This window comes from Caballeronia sp. LZ065 (assembly GCF_031450975.1).
Taxonomy (GTDB): domain Bacteria; phylum Pseudomonadota; class Gammaproteobacteria; order Burkholderiales; family Burkholderiaceae; genus Caballeronia.
On the sequence record NZ_JARUXV010000002.1, the window covers coordinates 644,125 to 657,895 of the forward strand.

The window sequence follows — 13,771 nt, forward strand, 5'->3', positions numbered from 1 at the left end:
CAGCCGGCAGATCCATCCGGACAGTCTTCCTCTCCCGGATCAGGAATCAGGCGTCCCAATGCGCCATTGCCCGAGCGGAAGCGTGCCATTCACGGCAAAGTCGCCGACGATTCGATCCTTGTAGATCCGCGGATTGTGCGATGCAACCGTGCGCGCATTGCGCCAGTGGCGGTCGAGTCCAGCCTGACGCAGCGTCGCCGACGCGCCGAGCGCATCGAAGACGCTCGCCGCCGCATCGATGACCAGTTGCGACGCCACGGCCTGCGCCTGCCACACTTCGATCTCTGCTTCGGCGAGCACCGCCAGCGAATCGCCCGCGCCGCGCGCATGCGCGTGCGCGGCGCGTTCCACCGCGCGCGCGGCATGGGCCGCCGTTGCACCGGCGGCCCATGCGTGCGCCCGCACGCGGCCTGCGATCTGCAGGATTTGCGGATCGTCGGCGGGACGAGCGCTCGCCGCATGGCTGTAGCTGCGGTTGCGCGCGGCGATCGTAGCAGCGGTGTCGCCTGCATTGGCGCGTCCGATGCCCGCGAGCGTTGCAACGTGCACGAGTTGATAGAACGCTTCGGAGTAGGAGAAGGGCGCGCGGCCATCGACGATGTTGCTCTCGTCCACTTCCACGTTGGTGAAGTGACTCGTGCCGCTCGCAGTCAGGCGCTGACCCATGCCGTCCCAGTCATCGACCACATCGACGCCAGCGGCGTGCCGATCGATCGTGACCGATACGGGCTCGTCGCGCGCGTTGGTCGCGCCTACGTGAATCCAGTCCGCGAACAGCGAGCCGGTCGTATAGAACTTGGTGCCGTCGAGACGCCAGCGGTTTCCATCGTGCGTGAGCCGCGTCGAGAATTGCGACTGCCTGGCCTCGCCCGTCTCCGACCACGCCGCGCCGACGAGTTCGCCCCGGCCCAGACGGGCAAGCCACGTCTCCCGCCGCCCGGGCGCGCTCTCCAGCGCATGTTCGATGAAACCGAAATGCGCGCGCAGCGCCTGCGTGATGTTCGAATCCGCCTCGGAGAGTTCGATCAGCAATTCGAACAACTCGGGCAAGGTGGCACCCGAGCCGCCATAGTCGCGCGGCACGCGCAGCGCGGTGAAGCCTGCCTCGCGCAGCCAGCCGATTTCCTCGTATGGCAGACGCCGCTCGATCTCGCGCTTCACGCTCTGTTCGCGAATGCGCGCGAAGACTGGCCGAAAGCGCTCGGCCAGCGCGGTATATCGCTCGGTCGGGCCATAACCCCATGCAGGTCCGACGACGATACCCGGGGGCAGGGATGCGGTGCGTTCGTGGCTCATGTCTGTCTGCTCTCCAGTTGATGCGGGTGGGCGTCGGCCCAGGGACGAAGGCGCCGCGCGGGATGACTGTCGGGCAGATACGGCCCTTCGCGGAACAGCTTTTCGCGCAGCGTGCCATGCGTGTATTCGCGCTGCATCAGGCCGCGCTTCTGCAGCACGGGTACGACGTGATCCACGAACTCACTCCACCAGCCGAGCGTCGTCACCGGCACGACATTGAATCCCGCGACGCCCGCCGCGGCCCAGCGTTCGACTTCATCGGCAATCTGTTCGGGCGTGCCCGCGAACTGCGCGGAGACGGTTTTGCGCAGCGCATCGGCGAAGGTGACGACGCCTTGCGGCGCGGCATCGATGAACGCGCGCACGTTGCCACGCGTGCCGTTCTGCTCGCGTAATTCCTGCAAGGGCGTGGCCGGATCGATCGTGGTGAGATCCACGCCGATGCCGCCGCTCCAGAACGCCGCGAGCGCTTCGAGGCTGAACGATTCGAGAATCTCGGCCCGCCGCGCCTTCGCTTCGGCTTCCGTGCTGCCGATGACGGGCGACAGCATGACGATGGCGCGAATGTCCTCCGCGCGGCGGCCTTGCAGAACCGCGCGACGCCTGAGATCGGCGATATCGTTGGCGGCGCTTTGCGGCGTGCGCGACGGCAGAAACGTCACTTCCGCATGGCGCGCCGCGAACGTGCGCCCGGCCTCCGACGCGCCCGCCTGAAACAGCACCGGCGTGCGCTGCGGCGAGGTCCGCACGAGATGCGGGCCCGCCACGCGATAGCGCTCGCCGACATGCTCGATCGCATGCAGACGCGCCGGATCGACGAGCACGTTGCGGGCGGCATCGGCGATGAAGGCATCGTCTTCCCAGCTTGCTTCCCACAGCTTGTAGACGACTTCGGCGTATTCCTCGCCCCATACGTAGCGTTCGTCGTGGGGCGGCAGCTTGTCGAGGCCGTAATTGCGCGCGGTGTTGTCGAGATAAGACGTGACGATGTTCCAGGCCACGCGTCCTTCGCTCAGATGGTCGAGCGTGGAGAGCTTGCGCGCGAAGCTGAACGGATGCTCCTGAATGACCGAACTCGTCACCGCGAAGCCGATGTGATGCGTCGCCGCCGCCAGCGCCGACACGAGCGCCGCCGGATCGTGCGATGGAAACTGCATGCCGGTGCGCACGGCCTGCTGCCATTGGCCGTTCGAAGTTTCGTAGATGCCCGCGACGTCCGCGAGAAACACGACATCGAAAAAGCCGCGTTCGGCGGTCTGCGCCAGTTCGATCCATGGCCCGAGCTTGTGATAGTCGAGCTGATGCGCGCCCATCGGATGCCGCCACAAGCCGTGACTGTGATGATTCGGCGTGACGTGCGCGAACGCGTTGTAGATGAGTGGCCGCGTGCGTTGAGAGAGGAGATCGCTCATCTGCCCGTCGCCTCCGCAACCTGCTGATGCGACCATGCCTGCACCGGCGTTTTTTGCCACGCGCTGTAGGGGGTGGCGTCATCGACGACTTCGTGGCCGTTCTCCACATGGCCCGCGAACGCCCAGATGTTCGACTGACGCGGCATGCCCTCGACGGGCGCCGCCGCCGTGAAGTCGATCGGATGCAGCACGTCCGTGGTGAAGTTGCGGTCCTTCGCCACGTAGTCGCGGAAGCTGTCCACCGTCACCGCCGGCAGTTTGCGCGCGATCTGCGCGAAGCTCCACACGGCGAGCCAGTCGGTCGTCGTGGTGCCATCGGTCGGGCCTTTCACATCATGGTTCGGATCGTATTTCGCAAGCTGGCGTTCATACTCGGCCCAGGTCGGAAAGCGCTTGCCGTCTTCGCCTTTTTCGAGCGCGAGCGAGTTGGGGAAGGGCGCTTTGCTCAATGCGGCGATGGTCGCGTCTTCGATCACGTTGTTGCTGCTGACGAACGGTATGGTCAGACCTTGCTGCGAGGCCGCTTCGACGAGCAGCGTCTGCTGCTCGGGCGGATACAGCATGCCGCCCCACACGTCGGGCTTCAGCGCCTTGATTTTGGCGATGTAGGGCGCGAAGTCTGTCGTCGCGGGCGGCACTTCGACGATCTGCACATCGGTCACGCCTGCCTGCGCATAGCCGAATCGCGCGGTCTGCTGATACGTCGTGTTGCCGAGCATCGACACGTACACCGCGCGCTTCGCATTGAAGCGTTTCGCTCCCAGATACGTGCCTTGCGCCGCGCCCGCCGCATTGAGCGCGGTGATGAACGACAAGGGATTGCGCACGTCCGACGGATCACTGCCCATCGGAAACCACGCGGCCATGTTGCGCGCCTTCAGAATCTTGTCGACGCCGTTCGCGCTGCGTCCGCCGATGAAGGTGATCGCGCCGCTGTCCGCGAGACGTCGCGCGCAGGAGAGGCTGGCGGCGGGCTGGCCCTTCGTATCGCAGATTTCGACGACGAGCGGCCGGCCGTTGATGCCGCCCTGATCGTTGACGGCGCGCGCGGCGATCTGCGCGACGCGGCCCGGATCGGTGACGGCAAAGGGCGAGCCGCTCTGCGCGATGATGAAGCCGACGAGCACCGGCTCCTTGTCGCTCGCGGCGTGTGTTGCCGGAGACAGCGCCGCCGCGAGTGCGGCCAGCGTGATGCATGAGCGTATTTTCATGAGTCGTTGAGAGTGAGTGGACATTCAGACGTCGATGGCGTGACCGAGATAGATTGCTTCGATTTCCCCGGCGCGCGCGACGAGTTCATCGCGCGCCACGTGCAGCTTCACGCTGCCTTCCGCGACGATCACCGCATGCGTGGCGATGCGCTCCGCAATATGAATGTGCTGCTCGACCGCGAGCACGGCGATACCGTCCCCGTGTGCGCGCCGCACGACCGCATCGACGACGCGCTGTGACATGGCCGGACTCAGACCGAAGGTCAGTTCATCGAGCAGGACGACGCGCGGACGCCTGAGCAAGGCGCGCGCGACGGCGGTCATCTGCTGTTCGCCGCCGCTGAGTTGACCGGCTTGCACATCGAGCCGCGATTCGAGTTCGGGGAAGATACCGAGCAGCGCATCCGCGTCGAGGTTGGCGAGGCGCATGTTTTCCGCCACCGTCAGCGACGCGAACAGGCTGCGTCCCTTGATGACGAGTCCCGCGCCGCGCCGCGCGCGTTCGTGCGGCGCGCCGTCGAGCGCGTGGCCATCGAGCAGGATCTGGCCTTGCGCATCTGCGATGAAGCCGGCGATGGCGAGCAGCGTGGTCGACTTACCCGCGCCGTTACGTCCGAGCAGCGCGACGATCTCGCCGGGATGCACATCGAAGGAGATGTCGCGAAGAATGGGCCGCTGGCCGTAGCCCGCGCGCAGATTGCGGACGGAGAGAACGGGTGCGCTCATGCGAGAGCCCTCGGCTGATGATGATGCGGTTCGGCGTCGGCCTCGAGCGGATCGCCGAGATAGGTGCGGCGCACTTCGGGACGTTGCAGGACTTCGGCGGGCGTGCCGCGCGCGATCACGCGGCCCGATTCCATGACGATGGCGTCGTCGCACGTGGCGAGCACGACGTCGATGTTGTGTTCCACGAGCACGATGGCGATGCCCAGTTCGCGCGCCGCCCGGCGGATCACGCCGGCGACGTGCTGACGCGCCTCGGGGCTCAGCGCGGCGGCGGGTTCGTCGAGGCACAGCACGCGCGGCCTCGCTGCCAGCGCACGTGCGAGGGTCACGCGCGCCTGCCAGCCGAGCGACAGCGTTTCGGCGCGCACATCCAGATGCTGCGCCACGCCCGCGACGGCGGCGGCGGCTTCGATCGCGTCATCGGCCCGGCGGCGCGCGCGACGCGACGCATAGCCGAGCGGCGCGGTGAACCACGCGAGGCGGTCCTTCGGTTCCGCCGCGGTGGCGAGGTTTTCGCGCACGGTGAGATCGTCGAACAGAAGGTGATCCTGAAACGTGCGTGTCAGGCCGTGGGCGACGCGTTTCTGCGGCGCAAGCGCGCTGACATCGGCGCCGTTCACCCGCACGTCGCCCGCCCGCACGGGGACGAAGCCGGTGATTGCATCGACGAGACTGCTCTTGCCCGCGCCGTTCGCGCCGAGTATGCCCAGCACTTCGCCGGGTGCGACCGCGAAGCTGACGTCGTCGACCACGACGGTCGACCCGTACGACACGCGCAAGCCGTCGATTTCAAGGGTCTTGCCGTGGGGCTGACGTGCGTCGGGCGAAAGCGCCTGACGAATGCGCGATGCATCGAACGCGGGCGATGCCATGCGCCCGCGCCGTGGCCACGCAACGAGGCGTTGCGCACGGTGCCTGAGGCGCTCCGGCAGGCGCGCCACGCCGCGCATGATCTGCGCGACCACGCCGTCCGGCTCGCTGACGAGCACGAACACGAGATTGAGCGACAGCGCGAGCGCCACCCAGTCGTTGATCGAGCCGCTGAACGACAGCACCTGCGCGAGCACGCCGCCGGGCGCGAAGATCCCCGTCAGCACGCCGCCGACGATGTAGCCCGCACCCGACAACACCGTCATGCTGATGATGCCGAGCGTATCGGCCCACGCGAAGCCTTCGCCGAAGCGCTGGCCGCCCACCGTGCCGCTTTGCGCCGCGAGCAACGCGCCTGCGAGGCCCATGAGCGCGGTCGACAGAACAAAGGCCGCGACCTTGGCTTGCGGCACATCGACACCGCATGCGGCGGCGGCGCGTTCGTTCGAGCGCATCGCGAGAATGCGGCGACCCGCGCGGCTGCGTCGCACGCTCGCGACGGCGAGGCCCGCGAGCGTCAGGATCGACCACGCGAGCAAGGCGAACCGTTGTGGACTGACTGCGTTCTCGAATGACACGCCGAACAGGGTGACGCCGCTCATCGTCCAGCCTTGCACGCCGTTGAGGAAGCGTTCGTCGTTGAAGACCCAGGTTTCGAGGATCGCGGCCAGCGCGAGCGTCGCAATGGTCAGCCCGACGCCACGCAGCCGCGCACCCGGCAAGCCAACCGCGAGCCCGACGACGCCCGCCGCGAACGCCGTACCGGCCAGCGTGACGACGAGCGGCGCGCCATGCTGGCTCAACCATCCCGCGAACAGCACGGATGCGCCCGTCAGGCCGAGCGGCAGAATCGTGACCTGTCCGGCATAGCCGGTCGCGACAACAAGCGACAAGCCGACCAGCGCGAAGATCGCGGTCACGGCGAGCGTATCGGACCAGTAATCGGGCAGCGCGTACACGAGCGCGACGGCCAGCGCGAGACCTGCGATCAGACCGACGGGACGAACCTGCCCGCTGCCTGCGTGAAAAAGGCGCGGCGCATCGACGGTGCCTCGTCCCGGCAGATTGCGTCCGCTCACGACCAGCGCGATCAGCGTGACGATGTACGGAATCGAATTGCCCAGACCGGCATCGACATTGAAGCCGATGGCAAGCGACTGCGCGACGCCCGCCGCCACCGCGACGGCGAACGCGAGCCAGAAGCGCCGGAAGCCCGCGATGAGCGCCGCGCCGAGTGACGGAATCACCAGACTGCTCAGCGCGCTCGGACTCAACGCGGTGACCGGCGACAGGAGAATGCCCGCGAGCGCCGCCAGCAAGCCGCTGATGCCCCACGCCGCCGCGCCCCAAGGGTGCGGCGAGAATCCCAGCGCCTGCGCGCCGAGCGGACTGTCCTGAAGCGCGGTCGTCACATGACCGAAGCGCGTGTGCTCGAACAGCACGGTCAGTCCGAGTGTCAGCACGGCGGCCACCGCGAGCAAGACCAGCGACAGATATTGCACGCGCGCGCCGAACAGCGTCGTGCCGCCATCGACGAGAAAGCTCGGCACGCGCTCCTGCTGATTGGTCCATGCAATGCGCACGATGGCTTCCAGCATGAGCAGCAAGCCGAGCGTGACGAGCGTCTTTGTCGTCGTCGACGCACCGACGAGCCGCCGCCCGACGAACGCATAGAACGCGATGCTGATGGCGGTACCGGTCGCCAGCCCGATTCCGATCGCGAGCCACAACGGCAGGCCGGCATGCGCGTAGAGCTTCCAGAAAGCATATGTCGACATCATGCCGATGCCGCCCTGCGCGAAGTTCACCACGCCCGTGCCGCGCCACACCGCAACCAGACCGAGGGCGACGAGCGCATATGCGCCGCCCGCGCTCAGGCCAAGAAGGGCATATTCCAAAACGTTTTGCATCGGTCATGCCTTTTCGAGAACAGTTGATCGCCAGGCTTCAATACCTGCGCATCGGATCGCCAGGGACGTGTCCGACAGCGGTTCGCCAAAGCACCGAGCGAAAATTATGTTCAACGACGACTGACTTCCTAAGCGAGTTATTCCGGGAAGCTTGTGGTGCCGGAGATCGAAAGTTATCCACGTTGAGGGGATAAGCGAATCGTTGCGGCGGTGGTCGGAAAAAAAGCGAGGCGAAGTTCGTCTATGCGGCGCATCAGCCGATGGCTGAATTCGCTCACCGGCTGCGGTGGGTAATAAGCACTCGATCTTGCTATGCCCACCAACCGGACTTGCTGCGAAACCGGCAACCCGTAGCCACGGGCGATCATCGCTTTGCGCTCAGCAATCCCGCCTTGGTGAGCGCGCCGCTTAAGAAGTCATTTCGCAGAGAAAGCTGGCCGATCTTGGCGTGCAGGATCTTCACATCTACCGCCGGCTCGTTCGATGCAGCGTGCGCTGCTCCGGACACGTCGGCCGCACGCTCCTGCAGCTGCCGCCTCCATTCCGTGATCTGATCCGGATGCACATCGGACTGCTGCGCCAGATCGGCCAGCGTGCGCTCGCCCTTGACTGCAGCCAGCGCTACTTTCGCTTTGAACCCCGCTGAGTGCCTGCGTCGGGTTCTCTTCTTCATGTCCTCGGTTCCTCTGCCTGCATTATCGCCAGCTCAGGCCTCGGCTGTTCCACTTATCCCAATGTCCGAATTTTCGCAGCCACCTCCACGGTCGCGACGGAAGGTGATCGAGCAGCGTTTAGAATCGCTGCATGAACTCAGACGACCTCGATCTGTTTGCTCGCGTGTCACGCGCCGGCAGCATCTCACGCGCTGCGCTCGATGCCGGCACCGATCAGTCCACAGTGAGCCGCCGCATTGCGTCGCTCGAAGCCGAACTCGGCGTGCGCCTCTTCCGCCGCAGCGGACGCGGCGTTGCGTTAACCGAGCGCGGCGAGCAGTTGCTGGCCTATGCGCTCGACATGCGGCGCATGCTGGACGAAGCCGGCCGCACCCTGCGCGGCATCTCCGCGCTCGGGCCGGCACGACTGAGCATTGCGGCGCAGCCTACTATCGCGCGGATCATGTTTGGCTCGCTTGCGCAGGCGCTGGGCGCGAAGTTTCCGGAGACGAAAGTGCGCTTTGTCGAAGGGCTCGCGAGTCAGTTGCTCGGCGCGCTGAAAGACGGCGAGATCGATGTCGCGCTGCTGTATGTGCCGGAGCATCGCGGCACGCTCCAGTTCGATTCGTTGTTGACCGAGAGCGTCTGTCTTGTGATGCCGGGCGATTATCCGGTTGATGGCGAAAGTTTCGACGTGCACGATCTCGGCAATGTGCCACTCATTCTGCCGAGCACGCATCACGGCTTGCGGCTGCTGGTTGAAACGCTCGCCACGAAGCACGGCTTTACGCCACATATTGCGCTCGAATGCGACGGCTCCATTTCGCTGACCAAGCGCCTTGTGCTTTCTCATTGCGGCTGCACGGTGTTGCCGTCGGCGGCGGTGGTCGAAGAAGTCGCGGCGGGGCGTGTGAAATGTTTGCGGCTGGCTAATCCGCCCGTGACGCGCGATGTCGGCATATTCTGGCCTCAGCATCGTGCAGGCCTGGATGGTGCGTTCGCGGTGTCGCGCGTCATCCGTGAATGCGCCGGAACGCTGGTCCGCAAGGGAGACTGGCCCGGCACACAACTCGCGCCAGGCTGATCCTGCTCAGACTTTCGTCAAGCGGTTTGCGGGCGTGATCTGCAGTGGATCGGTTTTCAGTTCGATCACCGCGGCGACTCCGGCGTTGCGTGCGCGTTCGAACGCACGCGGAAAATCCTCCGTACGTTCAACACGTTCCGCATGTGCGCCGAACGCCTTTGCCATTGCGACAAAATCGGGATTGCGCAGACGCGTTGCGGAAACACGGTCCGGATATTCGCGTTCCTGATGCATGCGGATCGTGCCCAGCATGCTGTTGTTTGCAATGATGATCACAGGCGACGCGCCGAACTGCATGGCGGTTGCAAGCTCTTGCGGATACATCATGAAGCAGCCGTCGCCCGCGAAACACACGACATCACGCGTCGGGTCCAGCAGTTTCGCTGCAATGGCGGCCGGAAAACCGTAGCCCATTGCGCCGTTGGTCGGCGCAAGCTCAGTCGCCATCTGCCGGTAACGATAGAAGCGATGCACCCATACCGTGTAGTTCCCCGCGCCATTGGTGATGACGGCATTGTCGGGCAGCACCTCGTCGAGATGCGAGATGACGCTTGCCAGATCGACGCCGTCGATCTGCGCTGACGCAGCGGGCGGGGTCGAATGCGCGACGTACTCTGCGCGGGCAGAGGCGGTCCAGGCATGCCACGGACGTTGCGCCTGAGATGCGACGGGCCGGTCCATCTTGTCGAGCGCCAACGCGAACTCGCGCATGCCCGAATTGATTGGCAGACGCGCCTGATACACGCGTCCGAGTTCCTCTGGATCGGGGTGGACATGAATCATCGTCTGGCGCGGCGTAGGCACCTCGAACAGCGTGTAGCCTTGCGATACCGTTTCCGCCAGCCGCGAGCCGATCACAAGCAGCAAGTCGGCATGGCGAACGCGGTCTGCGAGCTTCGGCGACAGGCCGAGACCGATCTGGCCGACATAATGTTCATCGCGATTGTCGAACAAGTCCTGGCGACGAAAAGAGGCCGCCACCGGCAAATCGTGCTTCACAATGAAACGCCTGAAGGCGGCAGTCGCCTCGCGGTCCCAACCGGTGCCGCCGACAATGACGAGCGGCATGTGCGCTTCCTTCAGCAGCCTCTGCAGTTCGGCCATCGCTTCGGGCGTCGGCGCAGTCTGCGCGACGCGCACGGGTGCGGCATCGGCGACGTCGCCTGAATCGAACAACACGTCTTCCGGCAGGCTGATGACCACCGGACCTGGCCGTCCCGACAAAGCAATGCTGAACGCCTTCGAGACGATTTCCGGAATGCGTTCAAGGCTGTCGATTTCGGTCACCCATTTGGCGATGCCGCCGAACATCTGGCGGTAATCGACTTCCTGAAACGCGCCGCGCCCGATAAAACCCTGCTCGACCTGACCGATGAACAGAATCATCGGCGTGGAGTCCTCGCTCGCGGTATGCACGCCGTTGGCCGCATGCGTCGCACCCGGTCCGCGCGTGACGAAGCAAATGCCGGGACGGCCGGTGAGCTTGCCGTAGGCGTCCGCCATATTTGACGCCGCGCCTTCGTGACGCGTGACGATGGTGCGAATGCCGTGCGCGTCGTGAAGCGCGTCGAGAACGGCGAGATAGCTTTCCCCAGGCACGCAGTACACGGTATCGACTGCGTTGCGGGCGAGGGCATCGACGAGAATCTGGCCGCCATTCCGTGCGTCAGCATTTTGATCGTGGTCAGACATAAAGTTCAAGCTCCTTGTTTCGGGTTTCCGGGAGGAAGATCGCGACGAAGAAAACGAGCACGTAGGCAAGCGCCGCCCAGATGCCGATAGACGGCGCGAGTCCGAGAGAGGTACTCGTGATGCCGACCGCAGCCGGCACCAGCGCGCCGACGCCGCGTCCGAAGTTGTACGAAAATCCGCCTGCCGTGCCACGAATCTGCGCGGGAAAAAGTTCGGTGAAGCACGCACCCATGCCGGACACGATGCCCGACTGGAACAGCCCGAGCGGAAAACCCAGTACGAGCAGTTCAGCCGATGTCAGATGGAGCCGCGTATAAGCAAGCACCGTGAGCGTCGCGCCCGCTGCCGACAACGCGAAGGTCTTGCGGCGGCCCAGGCCATCGCTCAGATAGGCCATGCCGACATAACCGACGAACGAGCCAACGATATTCACGCCGAGAAACACGGACGTCATGCTGACCGTCAGCCCTTGCGACTGTCGCAGATAGGTGACGAGCCAGGTGAGAATGGCGTAGTTGCCGCCGAGTGCGCCTGCGGCCATCATCGAGGCGAGCGCGGTGAGGCGGAACACGCCGGGCGAAAAGATCAATGCAAAGGTGCCGAACATGCCGGGTCTTTTATTCGACGCCGATGCCGCTTCGAAGGCTTCGGATTCGTTGACATTGCGGCGCATCCACAATACGAGCAGGCCGGGCAGAATGCCGACGACGAACAGCGCTCGCCACGCAATTGTTTCCGGCAGCACGGAATAGAGGCTCCAGTACAACAGCGCCGCGACGGCATAGCCGACCGGCCAGCCGCTCTGCACGGAACCCACGGCGCGGCCGCGAATGCGCTTGTCAACCACTTCGCCGATGAGAATCGCGCCGGCCGCCCACTCACCGCCGAAGCCGATTCCCTGCAGGCTGCGCGTGATCAGAAGCTGATGAAAGCCGTTGGTAAAGGCGGAAAGACCTGTGAAAAGTGAGAACCAGAGAATAGCGAGTTGAAGCACCTTGACGCGGCCGATGCGGTCCGCGAGCACACCCGCGACCACGCCGCCAAGCGCGGAGGCCACCAGCGCCGACGTTCCGATCACGCCCGCCTGCGCTTTGCTCATTCCCCACACGGTCATGAGTGTCGGGATGACGAACGCGAAGAACTGCACGTCCATCGCGTCGAGAACCCAGCCGAGAAAGCACGCCCAGAATGTGCGCTTATGGGCGCGCTGCAGGCTGCCATACCATGATTGCATCCGTCATCTCCTGTGTGCGACGGCCGTCGATCGTGTCGCGTGCCTTTCCTTGTGTCACACAGTATGAGACTTCGGAAAGCCGCCCTTATGGCGTTGCGCACATATCAGGTTTGTGGCGCATGCGCGGAAGGTGTAATTCTGGAAAGAGATTCGTCGGCGAATATGCGAGTCTCTGACTGGACGCAAGCGACTAACTTTTGAGCCGAACTGGACTCATCTCGACGCCTGGTTTTTCTAGTTTGTCGCGTCGCTATTTCGCGTCACTCAGACGCGCTCGCCTTCACGCCGGAATTCTTGTTTCCTGCTACACAGGGTCTTGCTCGACGAATGAACCCCGCCTGGTATCAGCTCAACACACCACGGCACGCCACTATCTCGTCGGCGTGTCGTTCAGACGTACAAGTGGGAGAAAGTTGCTAGACGAGGCGAAGTCGGCCAAGAGGGTGGCACCAAGTTATTCAGCATGCCGACGTCAATCTCGATTTCGCGACCTGGCCTCGCGACAGAGATGCCCGACGCGGCCCGCTTCGCAGTGAGCGAGTCGCGAGCAGCCCACGAGCAGTTTTGCGGACAACCGTCTTTACTTGGTCGCAGGACGCCATGAACGCAGTGGCCTCGCGGCCGCAGTCGCTTGAATGCGCGTTTCACGGCTTGGTAGAAGCGCGAACAGTGTTGTCACGACTGTCATGCTGTTCGCGGGGCCCAGAGAGCAGCACATTGATATCGGAGCAAAAAACCAGTTTGAGAAATTCCGGCTTGGGGCTGCCTACTCTCATGTCGATGTTACGAATCCGACTTATCAGCCATATCTCGCGCCGGATGTCACGCCACCTGCCACCAGTGCGTGGTCGTCATGGAAGTCTGACAACTTCGAGGTTAACGCCGCTCACAACTTCGCGCCTGATCGATGGATTGGGGCGGGCTATACCTTCACCTATGGTCGTCTGAAGAACGAGGCAGACTTGTACCATCCGCAGTGGCACCAACTGACTGTGATGGTGAATTTCGATCTTGGCAAGCGAACCTCTACGCGCAAGAGCGCCTATCAACTCGTGGCCCGTGCAGAGACGGGTGCGGGCTTCGATAGCGGACAGATTCTGTATGCCGCAGGCGGTGCATCACCTTCAGCCCATCAACTTGTTCTTCGCGTCGCCATGCGACACCGCTTCTGAGTTTCACAGTTCGCCAATGAAGCAACGAGCGACGCAAGGCTTTTGAATGTGACCAGATATTGCCGCGTGCGTTGATACACCGCGGCAAAAAACCGCCCCCTGCTGGAAGTATTGCTCAAGAATGATTGCAGCTTTCAATTTTCGCGGGTCCAAAGGAAGGCGCGCTTGAGTTTACGCTGGATAGTAAACCACGATTGGCAGGGAACATTTGTGTTGACATAATCATCATGATCAACATTTCCTATGTCAGCGCTTTTTAGTAATGTCGGGTTTGGGCTCATTAGAAATGTCGGGTTTTGCCCTGCGAGGCGCACGTTGACGATGACGCGTCTATTCGGGGCTCACCATGAACGAGCGTGGTTTCATCACGGCGACTATGCACGAACTCGAACGTATCAAAGTGATCGAGGCGGTCTGTGAGCATCGGCTGACCATGGTGCAGGCCGCTGAACGACTCGGACTGTGCGAACGTCAGATCAGCCGGCTCGCTCACCGCTTTGTCGCGAGCGGC

The 13,771-nt window shown here is 63.9% G+C and carries 10 protein-coding genes; 2 read left to right on the forward strand and 8 right to left on the reverse strand.

Features of this window, described 5'->3' with window-relative positions; genetic code table 11:
* Positions 1-39: 39 nt before the first annotated feature.
* From QCE63_RS17120 to QCE63_RS17145, 6 genes are all read right to left on the reverse strand, one after another.
* Positions 40-1,296 carry an acyl-CoA dehydrogenase family protein gene (locus QCE63_RS17120; protein ID WP_309834615.1) on the reverse strand — a complete coding sequence of 419 codons (1,257 nt, stop codon included), beginning with the start codon at positions 1,294-1,296 and terminating at the stop codon, positions 40-42.
* Positions 1,293-2,708 (reverse strand): NtaA/DmoA family FMN-dependent monooxygenase, encoded by a 1,416-nt coding sequence (locus QCE63_RS17125; protein ID WP_309834617.1) that lies wholly within the window; start codon positions 2,706-2,708, stop codon positions 1,293-1,295. Before QCE63_RS17125 ends, QCE63_RS17120 begins: the two co-directional genes overlap by 4 nt.
* Complete coding sequence (locus tag QCE63_RS17130; protein WP_309834619.1) at positions 2,705-3,919, reverse strand: ABC transporter substrate-binding protein; 1,215 nt, start codon at positions 3,917-3,919, stop codon at positions 2,705-2,707. The genes QCE63_RS17125 and QCE63_RS17130 overlap by 4 nt, the downstream gene beginning before the upstream one ends.
* Before the next feature lie 24 nt (positions 3,920-3,943).
* The gene (locus tag QCE63_RS17135; RefSeq protein WP_309834621.1) at positions 3,944-4,645 is read right to left on the reverse strand and encodes an ATP-binding cassette domain-containing protein; all 702 of its coding nucleotides are present in this window, start codon (positions 4,643-4,645) and stop codon (positions 3,944-3,946) included.
* Entirely contained in the window at positions 4,642-7,425 is a 2,784-nt protein-coding gene (locus QCE63_RS17140; protein ID WP_309834623.1) for an ABC transporter permease subunit, read from the reverse strand. The genes QCE63_RS17135 and QCE63_RS17140 overlap by 4 nt, the downstream gene beginning before the upstream one ends.
* Positions 7,426-7,789: 364 nt before the next feature.
* A complete protein-coding gene (locus QCE63_RS17145) occupies positions 7,790-8,098 on the reverse strand; it encodes a transposase (RefSeq protein WP_404990141.1) in 309 nt (102 codons plus the stop codon).
* Positions 8,099-8,229: 131 nt separating this feature from the next.
* On the opposite strand from QCE63_RS17145, the gene QCE63_RS17150 reads away from it, so the two are divergent.
* A complete protein-coding gene (locus tag QCE63_RS17150; protein ID WP_309834625.1) occupies positions 8,230-9,162 on the forward strand; it encodes a LysR family transcriptional regulator in 933 nt (310 codons plus the stop codon).
* A 6-nt stretch (positions 9,163-9,168) separates the two neighbouring features.
* Here QCE63_RS17150 and QCE63_RS17155 read toward each other — a convergent pair whose 3' ends face one another.
* Together QCE63_RS17155 and QCE63_RS17160 are read right to left on the reverse strand one after the other, a co-directional pair.
* A complete protein-coding gene (locus tag QCE63_RS17155) occupies positions 9,169-10,854 on the reverse strand; it encodes a thiamine pyrophosphate-binding protein (protein ID WP_309834627.1) in 1,686 nt (561 codons plus the stop codon).
* Entirely contained in the window at positions 10,847-12,088 is a 1,242-nt protein-coding gene (locus tag QCE63_RS17160) for an MFS transporter (RefSeq protein WP_309834628.1), read from the reverse strand. The genes QCE63_RS17155 and QCE63_RS17160 overlap by 8 nt, the downstream gene beginning before the upstream one ends.
* 686 nt (positions 12,089-12,774) lie before the next feature.
* On the opposite strand from QCE63_RS17160, the gene QCE63_RS17165 reads away from it, so the two are divergent.
* Positions 12,775-13,260, forward strand: a complete 486-nt coding sequence (locus QCE63_RS17165; protein ID WP_309834629.1) for a porin — start codon at positions 12,775-12,777, stop codon at positions 13,258-13,260.
* The last annotated feature ends 511 nt before the right edge of the window (positions 13,261-13,771 follow it).

Excerpts from the sequence above, each read along its gene's own strand:
- QCE63_RS17130 (WP_309834619.1), bottom strand. The coding sequence starts at position 3,919 with ATGAAAATACGCTCATGCATCACGCTGGCCGCACTCGCGGCGGCGCTG.
- QCE63_RS17125 (WP_309834617.1), bottom strand. The coding sequence starts at position 2,708 with ATGAGCGATCTCCTCTCTCAACGCACGCGGCCACTCATCTACAACGCG.
- QCE63_RS17160 (WP_309834628.1), bottom strand. The coding sequence starts at position 12,088 with ATGCAATCATGGTATGGCAGCCTGCAGCGCGCCCATAAGCGCACATTC.
- QCE63_RS17150 (WP_309834625.1), top strand. The coding sequence starts at position 8,230 with ATGAACTCAGACGACCTCGATCTGTTTGCTCGCGTGTCACGCGCCGGC.
- QCE63_RS17140 (WP_309834623.1), bottom strand. The coding sequence starts at position 7,425 with ATGCAAAACGTTTTGGAATATGCCCTTCTTGGCCTGAGCGCGGGCGGC.
- QCE63_RS17165 (WP_309834629.1), top strand. The coding sequence starts at position 12,775 with ATGCTGTTCGCGGGGCCCAGAGAGCAGCACATTGATATCGGAGCAAAA.
- QCE63_RS17145 (WP_404990141.1), bottom strand. The coding sequence starts at position 8,098 with ATGAAGAAGAGAACCCGACGCAGGCACTCAGCGGGGTTCAAAGCGAAA.
- QCE63_RS17120 (WP_309834615.1), bottom strand. The coding sequence starts at position 1,296 with ATGAGCCACGAACGCACCGCATCCCTGCCCCCGGGTATCGTCGTCGGA.
- QCE63_RS17135 (WP_309834621.1), bottom strand. The coding sequence starts at position 4,645 with ATGAGCGCACCCGTTCTCTCCGTCCGCAATCTGCGCGCGGGCTACGGC.
- QCE63_RS17155 (WP_309834627.1), bottom strand. The coding sequence starts at position 10,854 with ATGTCTGACCACGATCAAAATGCTGACGCACGGAATGGCGGCCAGATT.